At 66.6% G+C, this 23,540-nt stretch carries 18 protein-coding genes and 1 tRNA gene; 17 read left to right on the forward strand and 2 right to left on the reverse strand.

Annotated features, from left to right (window positions below; genetic code table 11):
• Positions 1–73: 73 nt before the first annotated feature.
• Positions 74–1,129 (forward strand): UDP-N-acetylmuramate dehydrogenase, encoded by a 1,056-nt coding sequence (locus ACZ6MZ_RS20190; protein ID WP_469353367.1) that lies wholly within the window; start codon positions 74–76, stop codon positions 1,127–1,129.
• Positions 1,130–1,168: 39 nt separating this feature from the next.
• On the opposite strand, the gene ACZ6MZ_RS20195 is transcribed toward ACZ6MZ_RS20190, so the two are convergent.
• Both ACZ6MZ_RS20195 and ACZ6MZ_RS20200 read right to left on the reverse strand, forming a co-directional pair.
• A complete protein-coding gene (locus ACZ6MZ_RS20195) occupies positions 1,169–2,212 on the reverse strand; it encodes an adenosine deaminase (protein ID WP_389788487.1) in 1,044 nt (347 codons plus the stop codon).
• A 105-nt stretch (positions 2,213–2,317) separates the two neighbouring features.
• Positions 2,318–3,544: a pyridoxal phosphate-dependent aminotransferase gene (locus ACZ6MZ_RS20200; protein ID WP_469353368.1), complete on the reverse strand. Its 1,227-nt coding sequence runs from the start codon at positions 3,542–3,544 to the stop codon at positions 2,318–2,320.
• A 237-nt stretch (positions 3,545–3,781) separates the two neighbouring features.
• Between ACZ6MZ_RS20200 and ACZ6MZ_RS20205 the strand changes: the two genes are divergently transcribed.
• The 16 genes from ACZ6MZ_RS20205 to ACZ6MZ_RS20280 all read left to right on the forward strand — a co-directional run bounded on the left by ACZ6MZ_RS20205 (position 3,782) and on the right by ACZ6MZ_RS20280 (position 23,459).
• Positions 3,782–3,854: transfer RNA gene (locus tag ACZ6MZ_RS20205), tRNA-Trp, on the forward strand.
• A 108-nt stretch (positions 3,855–3,962) separates the two neighbouring features.
• Complete coding sequence (gene secE / locus ACZ6MZ_RS20210; RefSeq protein WP_384190655.1) at positions 3,963–4,247, forward strand: preprotein translocase subunit SecE; 285 nt, start codon at positions 3,963–3,965, stop codon at positions 4,245–4,247.
• A 72-nt stretch (positions 4,248–4,319) separates the two neighbouring features.
• Positions 4,320–5,252, forward strand: a complete 933-nt coding sequence (gene nusG / locus ACZ6MZ_RS20215; RefSeq protein WP_469353370.1) for a transcription termination/antitermination protein NusG — start codon at positions 4,320–4,322, stop codon at positions 5,250–5,252.
• Between the two features lie 176 nt (positions 5,253–5,428).
• Complete coding sequence (gene rplK, locus ACZ6MZ_RS20220) at positions 5,429–5,863, forward strand: 50S ribosomal protein L11 (RefSeq protein ID WP_329067335.1); 435 nt, start codon at positions 5,429–5,431, stop codon at positions 5,861–5,863.
• A gap of 82 nt (positions 5,864–5,945) precedes the next feature.
• A complete protein-coding gene (gene rplA / locus ACZ6MZ_RS20225; protein WP_384190649.1) occupies positions 5,946–6,668 on the forward strand; it encodes a 50S ribosomal protein L1 in 723 nt (240 codons plus the stop codon).
• Positions 6,669–6,809: 141 nt separating this feature from the next.
• Positions 6,810–7,754 carry an SCO4651 family lipoprotein gene (locus ACZ6MZ_RS20230; RefSeq protein ID WP_469353372.1) on the forward strand — a complete coding sequence of 315 codons (945 nt, stop codon included), beginning with the start codon at positions 6,810–6,812 and terminating at the stop codon, positions 7,752–7,754.
• 304 nt (positions 7,755–8,058) lie between these two features.
• On the forward strand, positions 8,059–8,619 hold the full coding sequence (gene rplJ, locus ACZ6MZ_RS20235; protein WP_384190643.1) for a 50S ribosomal protein L10: 561 nt from the start codon (positions 8,059–8,061) through the stop codon (positions 8,617–8,619).
• Positions 8,620–8,729: 110 nt separating this feature from the next.
• Positions 8,730–9,116, forward strand: coding sequence for a 50S ribosomal protein L7/L12 (rplL, locus tag ACZ6MZ_RS20240; RefSeq protein ID WP_384190641.1), 387 nt, complete (start codon positions 8,730–8,732; stop codon positions 9,114–9,116).
• Between the two features lie 588 nt (positions 9,117–9,704).
• Entirely contained in the window at positions 9,705–13,187 is a 3,483-nt protein-coding gene (rpoB, locus tag ACZ6MZ_RS20245; RefSeq protein ID WP_469353374.1) for a DNA-directed RNA polymerase subunit beta, read from the forward strand.
• Between the two features lie 125 nt (positions 13,188–13,312).
• A complete protein-coding gene (locus ACZ6MZ_RS20250) occupies positions 13,313–17,227 on the forward strand; it encodes a DNA-directed RNA polymerase subunit beta' (protein WP_384190635.1) in 3,915 nt (1,304 codons plus the stop codon).
• A gap of 348 nt (positions 17,228–17,575) precedes the next feature.
• Positions 17,576–17,947: a 30S ribosomal protein S12 gene (gene rpsL / locus ACZ6MZ_RS20255; RefSeq protein WP_003948652.1), complete on the forward strand. Its 372-nt coding sequence runs from the start codon at positions 17,576–17,578 to the stop codon at positions 17,945–17,947.
• Positions 17,948–17,949: 2 nt separating this feature from the next.
• The gene (gene rpsG / locus ACZ6MZ_RS20260) at positions 17,950–18,420 is read left to right on the forward strand and encodes a 30S ribosomal protein S7 (RefSeq protein WP_030351427.1); all 471 of its coding nucleotides are present in this window, start codon (positions 17,950–17,952) and stop codon (positions 18,418–18,420) included.
• Positions 18,421–18,458: 38 nt separating this feature from the next.
• The gene (gene fusA / locus ACZ6MZ_RS20265) at positions 18,459–20,585 is read left to right on the forward strand and encodes an elongation factor G (protein WP_384190632.1); all 2,127 of its coding nucleotides are present in this window, start codon (positions 18,459–18,461) and stop codon (positions 20,583–20,585) included.
• A 151-nt stretch (positions 20,586–20,736) separates the two neighbouring features.
• The gene (gene tuf / locus ACZ6MZ_RS20270) at positions 20,737–21,930 is read left to right on the forward strand and encodes an elongation factor Tu (RefSeq protein ID WP_389788499.1); all 1,194 of its coding nucleotides are present in this window, start codon (positions 20,737–20,739) and stop codon (positions 21,928–21,930) included.
• A 275-nt stretch (positions 21,931–22,205) separates the two neighbouring features.
• The gene (locus ACZ6MZ_RS20275; RefSeq protein WP_469353377.1) at positions 22,206–22,922 is read left to right on the forward strand and encodes a hypothetical protein; all 717 of its coding nucleotides are present in this window, start codon (positions 22,206–22,208) and stop codon (positions 22,920–22,922) included.
• A gap of 9 nt (positions 22,923–22,931) precedes the next feature.
• Positions 22,932–23,459, forward strand: a complete 528-nt coding sequence (locus ACZ6MZ_RS20280; protein WP_469353379.1) for a hypothetical protein — start codon at positions 22,932–22,934, stop codon at positions 23,457–23,459.
• Positions 23,460–23,540: the final 81 nt, after the last annotated feature.

Below are 23,540 nucleotides of genomic sequence, written 5' to 3' on the forward strand. Positions count from 1 at the left end.
GTCCACGCACGCGGTCCCGTACGGTCCGTGGCCCCGTCCGAGCGGCGGCGCCGCGGACCGTACTCTTGTCCCCGTGCAGGAACTCCACGACGCCCCCCTCGCCCCCCTGACCACCTTCCGCCTCGGCGGCCCGGCGACCCGCCTCGTCACGGCCACCACCGACGAGGAGGTGATCGCCGCCGTACGCGAGGCGGACGCCGCCGGCACTCCGCTCCTGATCATCGGCGGCGGCAGCAATCTGGTCATCGGTGACCGCGGCTTCGCCGGCACCGCGCTGCGCATCGCGACCCAGGGCTTCGCGCTCGACGGCACCGCGCTGGAACTGGCCGCGGGCGAGATCTGGACCGACGCCGTCGCCCGCACCGTCGAGGCGGGACTCGCGGGCGTCGAATGCCTCGCCGGTATCCCCGGCTCGGCCGGCGCCACCCCGATCCAGAACGTCGGCGCGTACGGCCAGGAGGTGTCCAGCACCATCACGGAGGTCGTCGCCTACGACCGCTCCACCCATGAGACCGTGACCCTCGCCAACGCCGACTGCGCCTTCTCGTACCGGCACAGCCGCTTCAAGCAGCACCCCGAGCGCTGGGTCGTGCTGCGCGTCCGCTTCGAGCTGGAGGACGCGGGCGGGCTCTCCGCCCCCCTCAAGTACGCCGAGACGGCACGGGTCCTCGGCGTCGAGCCGGGTGACCGTGTCCCGGCGGAAACCGCCCGGGACACCGTTCTCAAGCTGCGGGCGGGCAAGGGCATGGTGCTGGACCCCGAGGACCACGACACCTGGTCCGCCGGCTCCTTCTTCACCAACCCGATCCTGACCGAACAGCAGTACGCGGATTTCCTCACGCGCGCGCGGGCCCGCCTCGGCGACGACGTGGCACCGCCCGCCTTCCCGGCGGGGGAGGGGCACACGAAGACCTCCGCGGCCTGGCTGATCGACAGGGCGGGCTTCACCAAGGGATACGGCACGGGCCCGGCCCGTATCTCCACCAAGCACACCCTCGCGCTCACCAACCGGGGCGCGGCGACCACCGAGGATCTGCTCGCACTGGCGCGCGACGTGGTCGCGGGGGTACGCGATGCCTTCGGGATCACCCTCGTCAACGAGCCCGTGACGGTCGGCGTCAGCCTTTAGGTCCTGTCCGGCGAATATCCGCCGGACCGCGCGAGGCGTTCAGTCCGCGAGCCAGGCGTCGATCCCCGCCAGCAGCTTGTCCCGCACGGGCGCGTCCGCCGCCGAGGCCCGTACCGACTGGCGGGCCAGCTCGGCCAGTTCGGAGTCGTCGAAGCCCTGCTCGCGGGCCAGTTCGTACTGCGCGGCCAGCCGTGAGCCGAACAGCAGCGGGTCGTCCGCGCCCAGTGCCATCGGAACCCCCGCGTCGAACAGCGTCCGCAGCGGTACGTCCTCCGGCTTCTCGTAGACGCCCAGCGCGACATTCGAGGCCGGGCAGACCTCGCAGGTCACCCCGCGCTCCGCGAGCTTGCGCAGCAGCCGTGGGTCCTCCGCCGCCCGGACGCCGTGCCCGATCCTGGCGGCGCGCAGATCGTCCAGACAGTCCCGTACGGACGCGGGCCCGGTCAGCTCCCCGCCGTGCGGAGCCGCCAGCAGCCCGCCGTCCCTGGCAATCGCGAACGCCCGGTCGAAGTCCCTGGCCATGCCGCGGCGCTCGTCGTTGGAGAGCCCGAAGCCGACGACGCCCCGGTCCGCGTACCGCACGGCGAGCCTCGCCAGCGTCCTGGCCTCCAGCGGATGTTTCATACGGTTCGCCGCGACCACCACGCGCATCCCGAGACCGGTCTCCCTGGAGGCCGCGTCCACGGCGTCCAGGATGATCTCCAGGGCGGGGATCAGCCCGCCGAGCGTGGGGGCGTACGACGTGGGGTCGACCTGGATCTCCAGCCAGCCCGAGCCGTCCCGTACATCCTCCTCGGCGGCCTCGCGCACCAGCCGCTGGATGTCGTCCGGCGAGCGCAGACAGGACCGGGCGATGTCGTACAGCCGCTGGAAGCGGAACCAGCCGCGCTCATCGGTGGCGCGCAGCTTGGGCGGTTCGCCGCTGGTCAGCGCGTCGGGCAGATGAACGCCGTACTTGTCGGCGAGTTCGAGCAGGGTGGTGGGCCGCATCGAGCCGGTGAAATGCAGATGCAGATGAGCCTTGGGCAGCAGGCTGAGGTCGCGGGGGCGGGTGGTGCTCTCCATCTGAAGATCCTGCCGCATGAGGCGCCCGCCCGGCAGCCCCTTCCCCGATCGAGATCTTGCCCGAACGAAGAAACGGGCCCCCGGCGGTGGCCGGGAGCCCGTTTTCACGCTGAGAGCCGAACGTCAGTCCCGGGCCTCCGCGAGCAGCTTCTGGATCCGGGCGATGCCCTCGGCCAGGTCCTCGTCGCCGAGCGCGTACGACAGCCGCAGATAGCCGGGCGTGCCGAAGGCCTCGCCGGGGACGACCGCGACCTCGGACTCTTCCAGGATCAGCGCGGCCAGTTCCACGGAGGACTGCGGGCGCTTGCCGCGGATCTCCTTGCCCAGCAGGCTCTTCACCGAGGGGTACACGTAGAAGGCACCCTCCGGCTCCGGGCACACGACGCCCTCGATCTCGTTCAGCATCCGCACGATGGTCTGGCGGCGGCGGTCGAACGCGGACCGCATCTCGGCGACGGCCGTCAGGTCACCGGAGACCGCGGCGATGGCGGCGGCCTGGGCGACATTGGAGACATTGGACGTGGCGTGCGACTGGAGGTTGGTCGCGGCCTTCACGACATCCTTGGGGCCGATGACCCAGCCCACCCGCCAGCCGGTCATCGCATAGGTCTTGGCCACACCGTTGACGACGATGCACTTGTCGCGCAGGTCCGGTACGACGGCCGGCAGCGAGGTGAACGTGGCGTCGCCGTAGACGAGGTGCTCGTAGATCTCGTCCGTCATCACCCACAGCCCGTGCTCGACGGCCCAGCGGCCGATGGCCTCGGTGTCGGCCGCGCTGTAGACGGCGCCCGTCGGGTTGGACGGCGAGACGAAGAGCACGACCTTCGTACGGTCGGTGCGGGCCGCCTCCAACTGCTCGACGGAGACCCGGTAGCCGGTGGTCTCGTCGGCCACCACCTCCACCGGGACACCGCCGGCCAGCCGGATCGACTCGGGGTACGTGGTCCAGTAGGGAGCCGGGACGATGACCTCGTCGCCCGGGTCGAGGATGGCCGCGAACGACTCGTAGATCGCCTGCTTGCCACCGTTGGTCACCAGGACCTGCGAGGGCTCGATCTCGTAACCGGAGTCACGCAGCGTCTTCGTGACGATGGCGGCCTTCAGCTCGGGGAGTCCGCCGGCCGGCGTGTAGCGGTGGTACTTCGGGTTGCGGCAGGCCTCGACAGCGGCTTCGACGATGTAGTCGGGCGTCGGGAAGTCGGGCTCGCCGGCGCCGAAGCCGATCACCGGACGCCCGGCGGCCTTCAGGGCCTTGGCCTTGGCATCCACAGCGAGGGTCGCGGACTCGGAGATCGCGCCGATGCGGGCGGAGACCCGGCGCTCGGTGGGAGGGATTGCAGCGCTCATGAGGCCCATGGTCCCAGACCCGAAACCTCCCCGGCACACAGGTTTCGCTCTGCGGACACACGAGGATTCGCTCCGCGGACACGAGACGAACACGAGAAGAGGAGGGCGGAGGGGAGCAAGCTGTTCGACGCAGGGGCCGCGACCACGTACACTCACTCGTCGTTGGCCCTCAGCAGCCAGGTCCGTACCGCGCACTCCGTGCACCCGGTCGGATGCGGTAGGTTGGGGAAAACGCAAAGGGTCGTAGCTCAATTGGTAGAGCACTGGTCTCCAAAACCAGCGGTTGGGGGTTCAAGTCCCTCCGGCCCTGCTACACACACCTTCGCCAGGGTGTGTGCGCATGTACGTACATTCAATGCATCGCCGTGCGGCTCCCCCGGGCGCGGCACGGCCACGACCGGGAATCAGGTGAGAGAGCGTGACGGACGCCGTGGGCTCCATCGACAAGCCTGATGCCGACGACGAGTCCGCCGAGTCGAAGAGGCCCCGCAAGGGCGGCAAGCGTGGCAAGAAGGGCCCCCTGGGCCGTCTCGCGCTCTTCTACCGTCAGATCGTCGCCGAGCTGCGCAAGGTCGTCTGGCCGACTCGCAATCAGCTGACCACGTACACCACAGTGGTGATTGTCTTCGTCGTCATCATGATCGGTCTGGTGACCGTGATTGACTATGGCTTCCAGCAAGCAATCAAGTACGTCTTCGGCTGATCCCGCGAAGGGCGCCCGGCGCGGCGCCCCTTTCGCGTGTTCCACCCATTGAGCCAGGAAGAAGCAGCCACCGTGTCTGACCCGAAACTGAACGACGCCAGCGAGTCGGTGGAGTCCGTAGCGGACGAAACCGACATCGTCGAGGCGGCGGACGCTGTCGAGCCAGACCAGGCCGAAGCCGCTGATGTCGCCGCGGGCGAGCCGGCCGAAGAGGCCGCCGTCCACGTCGAGGACGAAGAGTCCGAGACGGACGAGGCTGACGAGGACACGGACGACGACGCTGAGGGTTCCGAGGACTCCGACGACGACTCGGCAGAGTCCGCAGAGGACTCCGCGGACGAAGCCGAGGACTCCGAGGACGAGGCCGCCGTGGTGGCCGATGTTCCGGCCGACCCGGTCGCCGCCCTCCGTGACGAGCTGCGCGGTCTGCCCGGCGAGTGGTACGTGATCCACACCTACGCGGGCTACGAGAAGCGCGTGAAGGCGAACCTGGAGCAGCGCGCCGTCTCGCTGAACGTCGAGGACTTCATCTATCAGGCCGAAGTCCCCGAGGAAGAGATCGTCCAGATCAAGAACGGCGAGCGTAAGAACGTCCGCCAGAACAAGCTCCCGGGTTACGTCCTGGTGCGCATGGATCTGACGAACGAGTCCTGGGGCGTCGTCCGCAACACTCCTGGCGTCACCGGCTTCGTGGGCAACGCCTACGACCCGTACCCGCTGACCCTGGACGAGATCGTCAAGATGCTCGCTCCGGAGGCCGAGGAGAAGGCCGCCCGCGAGGCCGCGGAGGCCGAGGGCAAGCCGATGCCGTCCCGCAAGGTCGAGGTCCAGGTGCTGGACTTCGAGGTCGGCGACTCGGTCACCGTCACGGACGGCCCGTTCGCCACGCTCCAGGCGACCATCAACGAGATCAACGCCGACTCGAAGAAGGTCAAGGGCCTGGTCGAGATCTTCGGCCGCGAGACCCCGGTCGAGCTGAGCTTCGACCAGATCCAGAAGAACTGAGCGCGTCAGCGCCCTTCTGGAACAGCAGCTTCCGACCAGGTCAGACAGGCTCCCACAGCTGTCTGACCTGTCGGTTTTTGGCCGTACGGCTATACCCGTTATCGTTGTGCGGTATGCCTCCATCCGGATGACCGGACGGCGGGCTGAAAACTCTCACTAGGACCCGGAGAGAGCACATGCCTCCCAAGAAGAAGAAGATCACGGGGCTTATCAAGCTCCAGATCAAGGCCGGCGCGGCCAACCCGGCTCCGCCGGTCGGCCCCGCGCTCGGTCAGCACGGCGTCAACATCATGGAGTTCTGCAAGGCCTACAACGCCGCGACCGAGTCGCAGCGTGGCATGGTCGTGCCGGTGGAGATCACGGTCTACGAGGACCGCTCCTTCACCTTCATCACCAAGACTCCGCCCGCCGCCAAGCTGATCCTCAAGGCCGCTGGTGTGGACAAGGGCTCCGGCGAGCCGCACGTCAAGAAGGTCGCGAAGCTGACGCGCGACCAGGTGCGTGAGATCGCCACGACCAAGATGCCCGACCTGAACGCCAACGACCTCGACGCCGCCGAGAAGATCATCGCCGGTACCGCCCGTTCCATGGGCGTCACGGTCGAGGGCTGATCCCAGCTCGAGCAGTCCCAGTGGCAGGGCCATGCGCGGCCCGGACCACGAACTCCACACCTGAGAAACACCAGGAGAAGAAGTGAAGCGCAGTAAGGCTCTCCGCAACGCGGACGCCAAGATCAGCCGGGAGCGCAGCTACGCCCCGCTCGAGGCCGTCCGTCTCGCCAAGGACACCACCAGCACCAAGTTCGACGGCACCGTCGAGGTGGCCATGCGTCTGGGCGTCGACCCGCGCAAGGCCGATCAGATGGTCCGTGGCACCGTGAACCTTCCGCACGGCACCGGCAAGACCGCCCGGGTCCTGGTCTTCGCGACCGGTGACCGCGCCGAGGCCGCGCGTGCCGCGGGCGCCGACATCGTCGGCGCCGACGAGCTCATCGACGAGGTTTCGAAGGGCCGTCTGGACTTCGACGCCGTCGTCGCCACCCCGGACCTCATGGGCAAGGTCGGCCGCCTCGGCCGCGTCCTCGGCCCGCGTGGTCTGATGCCGAACCCGAAGACCGGCACGGTCACCCCTGATGTCACCAAGGCTGTCAACGACATCAAGGGCGGCAAGATCGAGTTCCGCGTCGACAAGCACTCGAACCTGCACTTCATCATCGGCAAGATCTCCTTCGATGAGACGAAGCTGGTCGAGAACTACGCCGCGGCGCTGGAGGAGATCCTCCGTCTGAAGCCGTCCGCCGCCAAGGGCCGCTACATCAAGAAGGCGACCCTGGCCACGACGATGGGCCCCGGCATCCCGCTGGACGCCAACCGCACCCGCAACCTCCTCGTCGAGGAGGACCCGGCCGCCGTCTGACACTGACGGCAGTCGCGGGTCACGCGTACGAAAGCCGGTCCCCGCACCTCTCCGGAGGTGCGGGGACTGGCTTTTTCCGTGGGGACTGTCAGAGCCGTGCGTTACGGTGCGGGGGAGTTGATTCACGATCAAGGGGTGGGAATGAGCATGTCCGTTTGGAGGCGCGGGGGCGTCGCGCTGACCGCTGTGGCCGTCATAGCCGGTGTCGCGGGCTGTCAGAGCGACGGTGGCACGAAGGACGGGGCCGAGGGCGGGGCTCCGGCGAAGACGGCGTCCCGGCCCGGGGCCACGGAGGTCATCACCGCGGCCTACAAGAAGACGGCGGCGGCGAAGTCCGCCAAGGTCCGGATGACGATGTCGATGCCGGTCTCGGCGGGCGCCGGCGGCGACATGGAGATGTCCGGCGTCATGGGCTGGGATCCCACGGTGATGGACATGACCGTGACCGGATCGGCGATGGGCGACGAGCCGGGCGCACCGGACAAGATCCGCATGGTGTGGCTCGACAACGCCATGTACATGGACATGGGCGGCAGCCCGACCGCCGTCAAGGAAATGGACGGCAAGCGCTGGATGAAGCTCGACCTCGCCGCCGCGGCCGAGGCCTCCGGAGAGAAGGCGGCGAGCAAAGCGCTGACCGGCGGCCTGGAGAACATGAACCAGGACCCGGCCCAGCAGCTCGCCCTGCTGCTCGACTCGCCGAACCTGAAGCACCTCGGCACCGAGAAGGTCGACGGCGTCCAGGCCGAGCACTACAAGGGCACGCTCACGGTCGACGAGATGATGAAGTCCAACGCCTCGCTCGACGTCCTCAGCGACAAGGAGCGCAAGGACCTCCTCGACACGATGAAGAAGTCGGGCATGAAGGCCTACGAGACCGAGGTCTGGGTCAACGAGGACGACTACCCGGTGAAGATGGACGTCGCCATGGACACCGCCGAGGGCGCGATCAAGATCACCGCGAACTACTCCGACTACGGAGCGAAGTCCCAGGTCAAGGCCCCGCCGGCCGATGAAACGATCGATCTCTTCAAGATGCTGAGCGAGCTGGGTGCGGGTTCCGGAAGCTCCGGCAGCGGGAGCTGATCTCCGCCCCGCCGCTCTCGCCCCACCGCTCCGGCCCCGCCGGTCTCCGGCGCCGGATTTGCCTGCCGGAGACCGGTTGACGTAGTCTTCCCCAGAAGCCAAAGACCGCTGGTCGTTGCCGTGTGCTCGTAAGAGGGTGCGGTGGCCGAAGGATCCGCTAGCTGCGGACGACCTGCGCAGGTGACTGTGGACAGCTCCCGGATTCCATTCGGTCGAGCTACGCCCCGTGCGCCTGCGCCGGGGCGTTTCGTTTTGCCCAGCCCCTTCTGAGCGGTCCTCATCACCCGGAAGGAGGCCGACGCTCATGGCAAGGCCCGACAAGGCTGCCGCGGTAGCCGAGCTGACGGACAAGTTCCGCAGCTCGAACGCCGCCGTGCTGACCGAGTACCGGGGTCTCACCGTGGCGCAGCTCAAGGAGCTGCGCCGTTCTCTCGGTGAGAACGCCCAGTACGCCGTGGTGAAGAACACGCTGACCAAGATTGCGGCCAACGAGGCCGGGATCAACACGCTGGACGACCTGTTCGCGGGTCCGACAGCGGTTGCCTTCGTCACCGGTGACCCGGTGGTGTCGGCGAAGGGTCTTCGTGACTTCGCCAAGGACAACCCCAATCTCATCATCAAGGGCGGTGTCCTTGACGGTAAGGCGCTGAGCGCCGATGAGATCAAGAAGCTTGCGGACCTCGAGTCCCGCGAGGTTCTGCTCTCCAAGCTGGCCGGTGCCATGAAGGGCAAGCAGTCTCAGGCTGCCGCGCTCTTCCAGGCGCTTCCGTCGAAGTTCGTCCGCACCGCGGAAGCGCTTCGTGCCAAGAAGGAAGAGCAGGACGGTGCCGGTACGCCGGCTCCCGTCGAGGCCGACTCCGAGTAATCACGCTCGCTCGGTCGAAGCGGGCCGGTCTACGCAGTAATGCCGTTAGGCGCACGCCCGCGGAACTCTGTACATACGGCACCAGCCGAATTAGTGGAAGGACCGCCATCATGGCGAAGCTCAGCCAGGACGACCTGCTCGCGCAGTTCGAAGAGATGACCCTCATCGAGCTCTCCGAGTTCGTGAAGGCCTTCGAGGAGAAGTTCGACGTCACCGCCGCGGCCCCCGTTGCCGCCGCTGTCGCCGGTGGTGGCGCCGGTGCCGTCGCCGAGGCCGTCGAGGAGCAGGACGAGTTCGACGTCATCCTCACGGGTGCCGGCGAGAAGAAGATCCAGGTCATCAAGGTCGTGCGTGAGCTGACCTCCCTGGGCCTCAAGGAGGCCAAGGACCTCGTGGACGGCGCCCCGAAGCCCGTTCTCGAGAAGGTCGCCAAGGAGCAGGCCGAGAAGGCCGCCGAGTCCCTCAAGGGCGCCGGCGCCTCCGTCGAGGTCAAGTGACCTTGCGCGAGTCCGCCACCGCGCGCCGCTAGGCGTACGGAGGCAGTCTCGGCGCCGCGAGGCGCAGCGTTGACACGAAGGGCGATCACCCAGTCGGGTGGTCGCCCTTCCGCGCTCCCGTGGGGGGTGCCTTGATCTTCGGCTCCCGGCGAGTATCGTGATCATCGCCGTGCCTTCCGTACGCCCAGTGACGATCCGTAAGACGCCCCCGAGGGCTGGGGGCCTTGACGAACCGCACGGAGCGCGCAATTCTCAGGACGCGTCGTCACAATCGATCCGTATCCGAGGCATGGATCGACGGCGAAGAGGGCAGTATCGATGTGCGCCTACTGGCGCGAGGCTTGCCGCAGTTGAGACAAAGGTGTTGAGAACAACGAGGGTGTCGGAAAACCGGCTCTGGACATCAGTGTGCCAAGTGGCTACACTGACCCTTTGCGCTGCCTGTTAGCTGCTCCCTGCCCGTCACCAGGGGCACCCCCTCGCATGAGCATCGGTGATTGAACGGCCCTGAAGTGGGCTTTCCCTCTCCGTGCCCCGCTTGGGACCGGTACGCGCGTAGTGAGTCCGAGCCCTCGGAAGGACCCCCTCTTGGCCGCCTCGCGCAACGCCTCGACCGCGAATACGAACAACGGCGCCAGCACCGCCCCGCTGCGCATCTCCTTTGCAAAGATCAAGGAGCCCCTCGAGGTTCCGAACCTCCTGGCGCTGCAGACCGAGAGCTTTGACTGGCTGCTCGGCAACGCCGCTTGGAAGGCTCGTGTCGAGGCGGCTCTCGAGAACGGGCAGGACGTCCCCAGGAAGTCCGGTCTGGAAGAGATCTTCGAGGAGATCTCGCCGATCGAGGACTTCTCCGGGTCGATGTCGCTGACCTTCCGCGACCACCGCTTCGAGCCCTCCAAGAACTCGATCGACGAGTGCAAGGAGCGCGACTTCACGTTCGCCGCCCCGCTCTTCGTCACCGCCGAGTTCACCAACAACGAGACCGGCGAGATCAAGTCCCAGACGGTCTTCATGGGCGATTTCCCGCTCATGACCAACAAGGGCACCTTCGTCATCAACGGCACCGAGCGTGTCGTGGTGTCCCAGCTGGTCCGCTCGCCGGGTGTCTACTTCGACTCCTCCATCGACAAGACGTCCGACAAGGACATCTTCTCCGCCAAGATCATCCCCTCCCGGGGTGCCTGGCTGGAGATGGAGATCGACAAGCGCGACATGGTCGGTGTCCGCATCGACCGCAAGCGCAAGCAGTCCGTGACCGTCCTTCTCAAGGCTCTCGGCTGGACGACCGAGCAGATCCTGGAGGAGTTCGGCGAGTACGAGTCCATGCGCGCCACCCTGGAGAAGGACCACACCCAGGGCCAGGACGACGCGCTGCTCGACATCTACCGCAAGCTGCGTCCGGGCGAGCCCCCGACGCGCGAGGCCGCTCAGACGCTGCTCGAGAACCTCTACTTCAACCCGAAGCGCTACGACCTCGCCAAGGTCGGCCGCTACAAGGTGAACAAGAAGCTCGGCGCGGACGAGCCGCTGGACGCCGGCGTGCTCACCACCGACGATGTCATCGCGACCATCAAGTACCTGGTCAAGCTGCACGCCGGTGAGACCGAGACGGTCGGCGAGAGCGGCACCCAGATCGTCGTCGAGACCGACGACATCGACCACTTCGGCAACCGTCGTCTGCGTAACGTCGGCGAGCTCATCCAGAACCAGGTCCGTACGGGTCTGGCGAGGATGGAGCGCGTCGTGCGTGAGCGCATGACGACCCAGGACGTCGAGGCGATCACGCCGCAGACCCTGATCAACATCCGGCCGGTCGTCGCCTCCATCAAGGAGTTCTTCGGCACCAGCCAGCTGTCCCAGTTCATGGACCAGAACAACCCGCTGTCGGGTCTGACCCACAAGCGCCGTCTGTCGGCGCTTGGTCCGGGTGGTCTGTCCCGTGAGCGGGCCGGCTTCGAAGTCCGTGACGTGCACCCGTCGCACTACGGCCGCATGTGCCCGATCGAGACCCCCGAAGGCCCGAACATCGGTCTGATCGGCTCGCTCGCCTCGTACGGCCGGGTCAACGCGTTCGGGTTCGTCGAGACTCCGTACCGCAAGGTCACCGACGGCCAGGTCACCGACGAGGTCGACTACCTGACCGCCGACGAGGAGGACAGGTTCGTCATCGCTCAGGCGAACGCGACGCTCTCCGACGAGCTGCGCTTCACCGAGCCCCGCGTCCTGGTCCGCCGCCGTGGCGGAGAGGTCGACTACGTGCCCGGCACGGACGTCGACTACATGGATGTCTCGCCGCGCCAGATGGTGTCGGTCGCGACCGCCATGATCCCGTTCCTGGAGCACGACGACGCCAACCGTGCCCTCATGGGCGCGAACATGATGCGTCAGGCCGTGCCTCTGATCACGTCCGAGGCGCCGCTGGTCGGCACCGGCATGGAGTACCGCTGCGCGGTCGACGCCGGTGACGTCATCAAGGCGGAGAAGGAAGGTGTGGTCCAGGAGGTATCCGCGGACTACATCACCGTCGCCAACGACGACGGCACGTACACCACGTACCGCATCGCCAAGTTCTCCCGCTCGAACCAGGGCACCTCGGTCAACCAGAAGGTTGTCGTGGACGAGGGCGACCGGGTCGTCGAGAACCAGGTTCTCGCCGACGGTCCGGCCACCCAGCAGGGCGAGATGGCGCTCGGCAAGAACCTCCTCGTGGCGTTCATGCCGTGGGAGGGCCACAACTACGAAGACGCGATCATCCTCAGCCAGCGGCTGGTGCAGGACGACGTCCTCTCCTCGATCCACATCGAGGAGCACGAGGTCGACGCCCGTGACACCAAGCTCGGCCCCGAGGAGATCACCCGGGACATCCCGAACGTCTCCGAGGAGGTCCTCGCGGACCTCGACGAGCGCGGCATCATCCGTATCGGTGCCGAGGTCGTCGCCGGAGACATCCTGGTCGGCAAGGTCACGCCCAAGGGTGAGACCGAGCTGACCCCGGAGGAGCGGCTGCTCCGCGCGATCTTCGGTGAGAAGGCCCGTGAGGTCCGTGACACCTCGCTGAAGGTGCCGCACGGCGAGACCGGCAAGGTCATCGGTGTGCGTGTCTTCGACCGCGAGGAGGGCGACGAGCTGCCGCCGGGCGTGAACCAGCTGGTTCGCGTGTACGTCGCGCAGAAGCGCAAGATCACCGACGGTGACAAGCTCGCCGGCCGGCACGGCAACAAGGGCGTCATCTCGAAGATCCTGCCGATCGAGGACATGCCGTTCCTGGAGGACGGCACCCCGGTCGACATCATCCTCAACCCGCTGGGTGTCCCGTCCCGAATGAACCCGGGACAGGTCCTCGAGATCCACCTCGGCTGGCTCGCCAGCCAGGGCTGGAAGGTCGAGGGCAGCGAGGAGTGGATGGAGCGGCTGAAGTCCATCGGCGCCGATGAGGTCGCCCCCGGCACCAACGTCGCCACCCCGGTCTTCGACGGCGCCCGCGAGGACGAGATCTCCGGTCTCTTCGAGTCGACGATCCCGAACCGCGACGGCAACCGGATGGTCCTCCCGTCCGGCAAGGCCCACATGTTCGACGGCCGCTCCGGTGAGCCGTTCCCGGACCCGATCTCGGTCGGGTACATGTACATCCTCAAGCTCCACCACCTGGTCGACGACAAGCTGCACGCCCGCTCGACCGGCCCGTACTCGATGATCACCCAGCAGCCGCTGGGTGGTAAGGCCCAGTTCGGCGGTCAGCGCTTCGGTGAGATGGAGGTGTGGGCGCTGGAGGCTTATGGCGCCGCGTACGCCCTCCAGGAGCTGCTGACGATCAAGTCCGACGACGTGACCGGCCGCGTGAAGGTCTACGAGGCCATCGTCAAGGGCGAGAACATCCCCGAGCCCGGCATTCCCGAGTCCTTCAAGGTGCTCATCAAGGAAATGCAGTCGCTCTGCCTCAACGTGGAGGTGCTGTCCTCGGACGGCATGTCCATCGAGATGCGCGACACGGACGAGGATGTCTTCCGCGCGGCGGAGGAGCTCGGAATCGACCTGTCCCGGCGAGAGCCGAGCAGCGTCGAAGAGGTCTGACGGGTTCGCCGGCCGGATCCCGTATCCGGCCGGCTCTCCCCGGACCCGTTCAGACCATTGCTGAAGTGCCCCATTTTCTCGCTGACGCGAGGGGCTCGAACCCCCGAAAGAGGGATTGACGACAAGTGCTCGACGTCAACTTCTTCGACGAGCTGCGGATCGGCCTTGCCACCGCGGACGACATCCGGACCTGGTCGCACGGCGAAGTGAAGAAGCCGGAGACCATCAACTACCGCACGCTCAAGCCCGAAAAGGACGGACTCTTCTGCGAGAAGATCTTCGGTCCGACCCGGGACTGGGAGTGCTACTGCGGCAAGTACAAGCGTGTCCGCTTCAAGGGCATCATCTGTGAGCGCTGTGGCGTGGAAGTCACGCGCGCCAAGGTGCGCCGTGAGCGGATGGGCCACATCGAGCTCGCCGCTCCCGTCACTCACATCTGGTACTTCAAGGGCGTCCCTTCGCGCCTCGGATACCTGCTCGACCTCGCGCCGAAGGACCTTGAGAAGGTCATCTACTTCGCCGCGTACATGATCACGTTCGTGGACGAGGAGCGCCGTACGCGCGACCTGCCCTCGCTGGAGGCGCATGTCTCCGTCGAGCGTCAGCAGGTCGAGAACCGTCGCGACTCCGACCTCGAAGCCCGCGCCAAGAAGCTCGAGACCGACCTGGCCGAGCTGGAGGCCGAGGGCGCCAAGGCCGACGTGCGCCGCAAGGTGCGCGAAGGCGCCGAGCGCGAGATGAAGCAGCTGCGCGACCGTGCGCAGCGCGAGATCGACCGTCTCGACGAGGTGTGGAACCGCTTCAAGAACCTCAAGGTCCAGGACCTGGAGGGCGACGAGCTGCTCTACCGCGAGCTGCGTGACCGCTTCGGCACGTACTTCGACGGTTCGATGGGTGCCGCGGCGCTGCAGAAGCGCCTGGAGTCCTTCGACCTGAACGAGGAGGCCGAGCGCCTCCGCGAGATCATCCGTACCGGCAAGGGCCAGAAGAAGACCCGTGCGCTCAAGCGCCTCAAGGTCGTCTCCGCGTTCCTGCAGACCAGCAACAGCCCCAAGGGCATGGTGCTGGACTGCGTACCGGTGATCCCGCCGGACCTGCGTCCGATGGTGCAGCTGGACGGTGGCCGCTTCGCGACCTCCGACCTGAACGACCTGTACCGCCGTGTGATCAACCGCAACAACCGCCTCAAGCGTCTCCTTGACCTCGGTGCCCCCGAGATCATCGTGAACAACGAGAAGCGGATGCTGCAGGAGGCCGTCGACGCGCTGTTCGACAACGGCCGCCGCGGTCGCCCGGTGACCGGTCCCGGTAACCGCCCGCTGAAGTCCCTGAGCGACATGCTCAAGGGCAAGCAGGGCCGTTTCCGTCAGAACCTGCTCGGCAAGCGAGTCGACTACTCGGCCCGTTCCGTGATCGTCGTCGGCCCGCAGCTCAAGCTGCACCAGTGCGGTCTGCCGAAGGCCATGGCGCTGGAGCTCTTCAAGCCGTTCGTGATGAAGCGCCTGGTGGACCTGAACCACGCGCAGAACATCAAGTCGGCGAAGCGCATGGTCGAGCGCGGCCGCACGGTCGTGTACGACGTGCTCGAAGAGGTCATCGCCGAGCACCCGGTGCTGCTGAACCGTGCGCCGACCCTGCACCGCCTCGGCATCCAGGCCTTCGAGCCGCAGCTGGTCGAGGGCAAGGCCATCCAGATCCACCCGCTCGTCTGCACCGCGTTCAACGCGGACTTCGACGGTGACCAGATGGCCGTCCACCTGCCGCTCTCCGCGGAGGCGCAGGCCGAGGCACGCATCCTGATGCTGTCCTCGAACAACATCCTCAAGCCGGCCGACGGCCGTCCGGTCACCATGCCGACCCAGGACATGGTGCTCGGTCTCTTCTTCCTCACCACGGACGAGGAAGAGCGCAAGGTCATCGGCGAGGGCCGGTTCTTCGGCTCCACCGCCGAGGCGACCATGGCGTTCGACAACCGCGAGCTCTCGCTGCAGGCGAAGGTCGACATCCGCTTCCCGGTGGGCACCATCCCGCCGCGCGGCTGGACCCCGCCGGCCCGCGACGAGTCCGACACGGACGGCACCGCCGTCGAGTGGCAGCAGGGCGACCCGTTCCGGCTGCGTACGACGCTGGGCCGCGCGCTCTTCAACGAGCTGCTGCCCGAGGACTACCCGTTCGTCGACTACTCGGTGGGCAAGAAGCAGCTCTCCGAGATCGTCAACGATCTGGCCGAGCGCTACCCCAAGGTCATCGTGGCGGCGACGCTCGACAACCTGAAGGCGGCCGGCTTCTTCTGGGCGACCCGCTCCGGTGTCACCGTGGCCATCTCCGACATCGTCGTGCCCGACGCGAAGAAGGCGATCGTCCAGGGTTACGAGGCGCAGGACGAGAAGGTCCAGAAGCAGTACGAGCGCGGTCTGATCACCAAGGAAGAGCGCACGCAGGAGCTCATCGCGATCTGGACCAAGGCGACCAACGAGGTCGCCGAGGCGATGAACGCGAACTTCCCGAAGACCAACCCCGTCTCCATGATGGTCAACTCGGGTGCCCGCGGAAACATGATGCAGATGCGTCAGATCGCCGGTATGCGTGGTCTGGTGTCCAACGCCAAGAACGAGACGATTCCGCGTCCCATCAAGGCGTCCTTCCGTGAAGGCCTGTCCGTGCTGGAGTACTTCATCTCCACGCACGGTGCCCGTAAGGGTCTGGCCGACACCGCCCTGCGTACCGCCGACTCGGGTTACCTGACCCGTCGTCTGGTGGACGTCTCGCAGGACGTGATCATCCGCGAGGAGGACTGTGGCACCGACCGCGGTCTGAAGCTGCGGATCGCCGAGCGCGGCGCCGACGGTGTGCTGCGCAAGGCGGAGGACGTCGAGACGTCCGTGTACGCGCGGATGCTCGCCGAGGACGTCGTCGTCGACGGCAAGGTCATCGCGCCGGCAAATGTCGACCTGGGCGATGTCCTGATCGACGCCGTCGTGGCTGCCGGGGTCGAGGAGGTCAAGACCCGCTCGGTCCTGACCTGCGAGTCCGCGGTCGGCACCTGTGCCTTCTGCTACGGCCGCTCGCTGGCCACCGGCAAGCTGGTCGACATCGGTGAGGCGGTCGGCATCATCGCCGCCCAGTCCATCGGTGAGCCCGGTACCCAGCTGACGATGCGTACCTTCCACACCGGTGGTGTGGCCGGTGACGACATCACCCAGGGTCTGCCCCGTGTCGTCGAGCTCTTCGAGGCTCGTACGCCCAAGGGTGTCGCCCCGATCTCGGAGGCGGCCGGCCGCGTCCGTATCGAGGAGACGGAGAAGACCAAGAAGCTCGTCGTCACCCCGGACGACGGCAGCGAGGAGACGCCGTTCCCGATCTCCAAGCGTGCCCGTCTGCTCGTGGGCGAGGGCGACCGCGTCGAGGTGGGCCAGAAGCTCACCGTGGGTGCCACCAACCCGCACGACGTGCTGCGGATCCTCGGTCAGCGCGCGGTCCAGGTCCACCTGGTCGGCGAAGTCCAGAAGGTCTACAACTCGCAGGGTGTGTCGATCCACGACAAGCACATCGAGATCATCATCCGGCAGATGCTGCGCCGTGTGACGATCATCGAGTCCGGCGACGCGGAGCTGCTGCCGGGCGAGCTCGTGGAGCGCTCGAAGTTCGAGACCGAGAACCGTCGTGTGGTCACGGAAGGCGGCCACCCGGCCTCCGGCCGTCCGCAGCTGATGGGTATCACCAAGGCCTCGCTGGCCACCGAGTCGTGGCTGTCGGCGGCGTCCTTCCAGGAGACGACCAGGGTCCTCACCGACGCGGCGATCAACGCCAAGTCGGACTCCCTGATCGGCCTCAAGGAGAACGTCATCATCGGTAAGCTCATCCCGGCCGGTACGGGCCTGTCCCGCTACCGCAACATCCGGGTCGAGCCGACCGAGGAAGCCAAGGCCGCGATGTACTCGGCCGTCGGCTACGACGACATCGACTACTCGCCGTTCGGCACCGGCTCCGGCCAGGCCGTCCCGCTGGAGGACTACGACTACGGTCCGTACAACCAGTAAGAGGCGTGAGCGGACCGAAGGGCGGCCATCCAGTGCGGTGGCCGCCCTTCGGGGCTTCCAGACGGCGCCTGGGCGCTTCGCGGACATGATCGCGGACGCCCGGCGTGTTGGGGCCGAGGCATTTGTTTTGACCGGAGTCGATGAGGTAGGTACGCTCAGACCTTGTGCCTGGGGTGTGCCTGGGCTCCTGTGCGTGTCTGCAACCGCACGCGAGCTTGAGTACGGGCCACCGTGATCTGCGCCTTCTTCGCTTCCGGCGGGGTCATGCAGCATTCGACACACCCGACCGCGTGGGTCGGAGGTGTTCCAGGTTAGTTTCACTAACGGCACACAGAAACCGGAGAAGTAGTGCCTACGATCCAGCAGCTGGTCCGGAAGGGCCGGCAGGACAAGGTCGAGAAGAACAAGACGCCCGCGCTCGAGGGTTCTCCTCAGCGCCGCGGCGTCTGCACGCGCGTCTTCACGACCACCCCGAAGAAGCCGAACTCGGCGCTCCGTAAGGTCGCGCGTGTGCGTCTGACCTCCGGCATCGAGGTCACGGCCTACATTCCGGGTGAGGGACACAACCTGCAGGAGCACTCGATCGTGCTCGTGCGTGGTGGCCGTGTGAAGGACCTGCCGGGTGTTCGTTACAAGATCATCCGCGGCTCCCTTGACACCCAGGGTGTCAAGAACCGCAAGCAGGCCCGCAGCCGCTACGGCGCCAAGAAGGAGAAGTAAGAATGCCTCGTAAGGGCCCCGCCCCGAAGCGCCCGGTCATCATCGACCCGGTCTACGGTTCTCCTCTTGTCACCTCGCTGATCAACAAGCTTCTGCTCAACGGCAAGCGTTCCACCGCCGAGCGGATCGTGTACGGCGCCATGGAAGGCCTCCGCGAGAAGACCGGCAACGACCCGGTCATCACGCTGAAGCGCGCGCTTGAGAACGTCAAGCCCACGCTTGAGGTCAAGTCCCGCCGTGTCGGTGGCGCCACCTACCAGGTGCCGATCGAGGTCAAGCCCGGTCGCGCCGCCACCCTCGCCCTGCGCTGGGTCGTGGGTTACTCCCGCGCCCGTCGCGAGAAGACGATGACCGAACGCCTCATGAACGAGCTGCTCGACGCCTCCAACGGTCTCGGCGCCTCGGTCAAGAAGCGTGAGGACACGCACAAGATGGCCGAGTCCAACAAGGCCTTCGCGCACTACCGCTGGTAGTCGCTACCCACATCGAGACCGAGAGAAGATTGAGCCTTATGGCCACCACTTCGCTTGACCTGGCCAAGGTCCGCAACATCGGGATCATGGCCCACATCGACGCGGGCAAGACGACGACCACCGAGCGCATCCTGTTCTACACCGGTGTGAGCTACAAGATCGGTGAGGTCCACGACGGCGCAGCCACGATGGACTGGATGGAGCAGGAGCAGGAGCGCGGCATCACGATCACGTCCGCCGCGACGACCTGTCACTGGCCGCTCGAGGACGTCGACCACACCATCAACATCATCGACACCCCGGGTCACGTGGACTTCACGGTCGAGGTGGAGCGTTCGCTCCGCGTCCTCGACGGTGCCGTCACCGTGTTCGACGGTGTCGCCGGTGTGGAGCCGCAGTCCGAGACCGTATGGCGGCAGGCCGACCGTTACGGCGTGCCCCGCATCTGCTTCGTCAACAAGCTCGACCGGACCGGCGCGGAGTTCCACCGCTGCGTCGACATGATCTCGGACCGCCTCGGTGCGGTTCCGATCGTCATGCAGCTTCCGATCGGTGCCGAGATGGACTTCAAGGGCGTCGTCGACCTCGTGACGATGAAGGCCTTTGTCTGGTCCGCCGAGGCGGCCAAGGGCGAGATGTACGACGTTGTCGACATCCCGGCCACGCACGTCGAGGCGGCCGAGGAGTGGCGCGGCAAGCTGCTCGAGGTCGTCTCCGAGAACGATGACGAGCTGATGGAGCTGTACCTGGAGGGCGTCGAGCCCACCGTGGAGCAGCTGTACGCGGCGATCCGCCGTATCACCATCGCGTCGGGCAAGTCCGACGGCGTCACCGTCACCCCGGTGTTCTGCGGTACCGCGTTCAAGAACAAGGGCGTACAGCCCCTGCTCGACGCGGTCGTGCGTTACCTGCCGTCTCCCCTGGACGTCGAGGGCATCAACGGCCACGACGTGAAGGACCCGGAGAAGGTCATCACGCGCAAGCCGTCCTTCGACGAGCCGCTGTCGGCGCTGGCGTTCAAGATCATGAGCGACCCGCACCTCGGCAAGCTCACCTTCGTCCGGGTGTACTCCGGCCGTCTGGAGTCCGGCACCGCGGTGCTGAACTCCGTGAAGGGCCGCAAGGAGCGCATCGGCAAGATCTACCGTATGCACGCGAACAAGCGTGAGGAGATCGAGGCGGTGGGCGCCGGCGACATCGTCGCCGTGATGGGCCTGAAGCAGACCACCACCGGTGAGACGCTGTGCGACGAGAAGAACCCGGTGATCCTGGAGTCCATGGACTTCCCGGCGCCGGTCATCGAGGTCGCGATCGAGCCCAAGTCCAAGGGTGACCAGGAGAAGCTGGGTGTTGCCATCCAGCGTCTCGCGGAGGAGGACCCCTCCTTCCAGGTGCACACCAACGAGGAGACCGGCCAGACCGTCATCGGCGGTATGGGCGAGCTTCACCTCGAGGTGCTGGTCGACCGCATGAGGCGTGAGTTCCGCGTCGAGGCGAACGTCGGCAAGCCGCAGGTCGCTTACCGTGAGACGATTCGTAAGACCGTCGAGCGGGTGGACTACGTCCACAAGAAGCAGACCGGTGGCACCGGGCAGTTCGCCAAGGTGCAGATCATGATCGAGCCCATCGAGGGCGGCGACGCCTCGTACGAGTTCGTGAACAAGGTCACCGGTGGCCGTATCCCGAAGGAGTACATCCCTTCGGTCGACGCCGGTGCGCAGGAAGCCATGCAGTTCGGCATCCTGGCCGGTTACGAGATGACCGGCGTGCGCATCACGCTTCTCGACGGCGGGTACCACGAGGTCGACTCCTCCGAGCTCGCGTTCAAGATCGCCGGTTCGCAGGCGTTCAAGGAAGGCGCCCGCAGGGCGTCTCCCGTGCTCCTCGAGCCGATGATGGCCGTTGAGGTCACCACGCCCGAGGACTACATGGGCGACGTCATCGGTGACATCAACTCCCGCCGTGGCCAGATTCAGGCCATGGAGGAGCGGGCCGGCGCCCGGGTCGTCAAGGGCCTGGTGCCGCTTTCGGAGATGTTCGGCTACGTCGGGGACCTCCGAAGCAAGACCTCGGGTCGCGCAAGCTACTCGATGCAGTTCGACTCCTACGCCGAGGTTCCCCGGAACGTCGCCGAGGAGATCATCGCGAAGGCCAAGGGCGAGTAACTCTTCCGAGTCCACGCTTTAGGCTTGTCACCGGCAAGCCCTGGGGCATTCCCGCCGTATCGCGGCGGGAATGCCCCGGGCCCCGGCATCCCAGCAAAGATCACCTGGCGCCGATGAGTAAGGCGTACAGAACCACTCCAGGAGGACCCCAGTGGCGAAGGCGAAGTTCGAGCGGACTAAGCCGCACGTCAACATCGGCACCATCGGTCACATCGACCACGGTAAGACGACCCTCACGGCCGCCATTACCAAGGTGCTGCATGACGCGTACCCGGACCTGAACGAGGCCTCGGCCTTCGACCAGATCGACAAGGCTCCTGAGGAGCGCCAGCGCGGTATCACCATCTCCATCGCGCACGTCGAGTACCAGACGGCGTCGCGTCACTACGCGCACGTCGACTGCCCCGGTCACGCGGACTACATCAAGAACATGATCACGGGTGCGGCGCAGATGGACGGCGCCATCCTCGTGGTCGCGGCCACCGACGGCCCGATGCCGCAGACCAAGGAGCACGTGCTCCTGGCCCGCCAGGTCGGCGTGCCGTACATCGTTGTCGCCCTGAACAAGGCCGACATGGTGGACGACGAGGAGATCCTTGAGCTCGTCGAGCTCGAGGTTCGTGAGCTGCTCTCCGAGTACGAGTTCCCGGGCGACGACCTGCCGGTCGTCAAGGTCTCGGCGCTCAAGGCGCTCGAGGGCGACGCCGAGTGGGGCAAGACCGTTCTCGACCTGATGAAGGCCGTCGACGAGTCGATCCCGCAGCCCGAGCGTGATGTCGACAAGCCGTTCCTGATGCCGATCGAGGACGTCTTCACGATCACCGGTCGTGGCACCGTCGTCACCGGTCGTATCGAGCGTGGCATCCTCAAGGTCAACGAGACCGTCGACATCGTCGGTATCAAGACCGAGAAGACCACCACCACGGTCACCGGCATCGAGATGTTCCGCAAGCTGCTCGACGAGGGCCAGGCGGGCGAGAACGTCGGTCTGCTCCTCCGTGGCATCAAGCGCGAGGACGTCGAGCGCGGCCAGGTCATCATCAAGCCGGGTTCGGTCACGCCGCACACCAGCTTCGAGGCCCAGTCGTACATCCTGTCGAAGGACGAGGGTGGCCGTCACACCCCGTTCTTCAACAACTACCGCCCGCAGTTCTACTTCCGTACCACGGACGTGACCGGCGTGGTGACCCTCCCCGAGGGCACCGAGATGGTCATGCCGGGCGACAACACCGTCATGACGGTCGAGCTGATCCAGCCCATCGCCATGGAGGAGGGCCTCAAGTTCGCCATCCGTGAGGGTGGCCGGACCGTCGGCGCCGGCCAGGTCACCAAGATCAACAAGTAATTGCTGATCTGATCTGATCTGATCAGATTCTGATCTGACCTGGTAGCTCCTCGGAGCATCCAGCAGGGGCCCCGCACCACGTCCGCAAGGACGGTGGTGCGGGGCCCCTGTCGTGCGTTCTCAGGGGTTCGCGGGGGTTCGTGTGGGTTCATGGCCGAACTGAAGTCCCAACACACCGCGAGCGAAAGTCGATTGATACGGAGAGTGCTCGATGCGTAACGTAGTGTTCCGGCGCGCTCGACCGGTGCGCATGGTTCACGAAGGGGACAGCTCGAATGAACCGCATGCTGATCGCCGGAGCCGCGTTCGCGGCCACGGCCACGCTGGGAGCCCTCGGGGGCCCGGCCACCGCCTCGACTACTGCCTGGTCCACCGCCTCGTCCACCACCGCCTCGACCACCACCGTCTCGTCCAGTGGCGAGGCCCGGCCGGTGGCAGATCCGGCGTACAAGATCCTCAAGCATCTGGACTACCGGGGCCCCGGACAGGCTTCGCTGCGGCTCGGTTACTACCACGCGTCCACCGACAAGGGCTTCGGCTGGACCAAGGTCAAGAACAAGCACAACATCACGAAGTACTCGGCTGTCGAGTTCATCGCGAAGTCGCCCACGCGCGAGCACATCGGTGGCCAGTCGTACCGCGAGACGGGTTACGCGGGTAAGTACACGTGCAGCAGGGGCGTTTGCAAGCTCGTCAAGCAGTACAAGGTCCTCCTGACGGTCAACGAGAAGAAGCTCCGCGACAACCACGACAAGGGTGTGATCACCCAGTACTGCGTGGGTATCACCCGGTGCCCGAACTGGGTCACCACGGCTCTGTCCAAGGCCAACAGCCGTTCCGTCGCGGCCGCGGGCCCCGAGAGGTACGTAGGCGCCTACCGGCCCTTCGCGCATTCCGTCCGTGCCGCGGATGTGAAGGCAGCCGTCAGCGCGAAGCCCGCCGCGGTCGCCGGGACCTCCCGCTACGTCGGCGCGTACAGCAAGCTCTCCTGAAGGAGGCTCGTGGCCAGTCCCGACAGTGAGTTCCTCACCCGCGCGTCCGAAGCCGCCTTCGAGCTCGGCGCGGACGGCTACCGCGTGTCCGTGATCACGGTCCTCTCCCGCCAGATCGCCTTCATCGACACCGGTACCGACACCACCCCCGGCCCGCCTCTCTACGCGCAGGGCGAGCCGCTCGTACCGGGACGCGAGGGCCGGCGCGTGTACGACTGGCAGCCCGCCACCGAGGCACCCTCCTGGATGCTCATGGCCTGGCTGCTGGAGGACCTGGCCACCTGGATCGACCCGCTGGCCGGCGAACACGTCACCCTGACCGGCGTCGAGGCACCGGTCCCGCACTGGTGCGACGTACTGGTCCGCGCCGACGACACCGCCTACCGGGTACGCATCGCACTGGCCGACCGGGACGAGCTCCTGGACTTCCCCGGCATGTATCTGCGCGACCTCTTCGCCGAAGGCCGCCAGCACCAGTACCTGACACCCGGGCCGGACCAGGAAACACCGGTGGTGGACCTGCGCGGCGTGCTCTGACGGTGCGGAACGGGGCGCTGACGCGGGCCGGTTCACGCAACCTTCACCGACTGTGCTCCTCGGTGCGTGGCAGGGAAGGGG

The sequence above is a fragment of the Streptomyces sp. NPDC042201 genome, assembly GCF_055582185.1.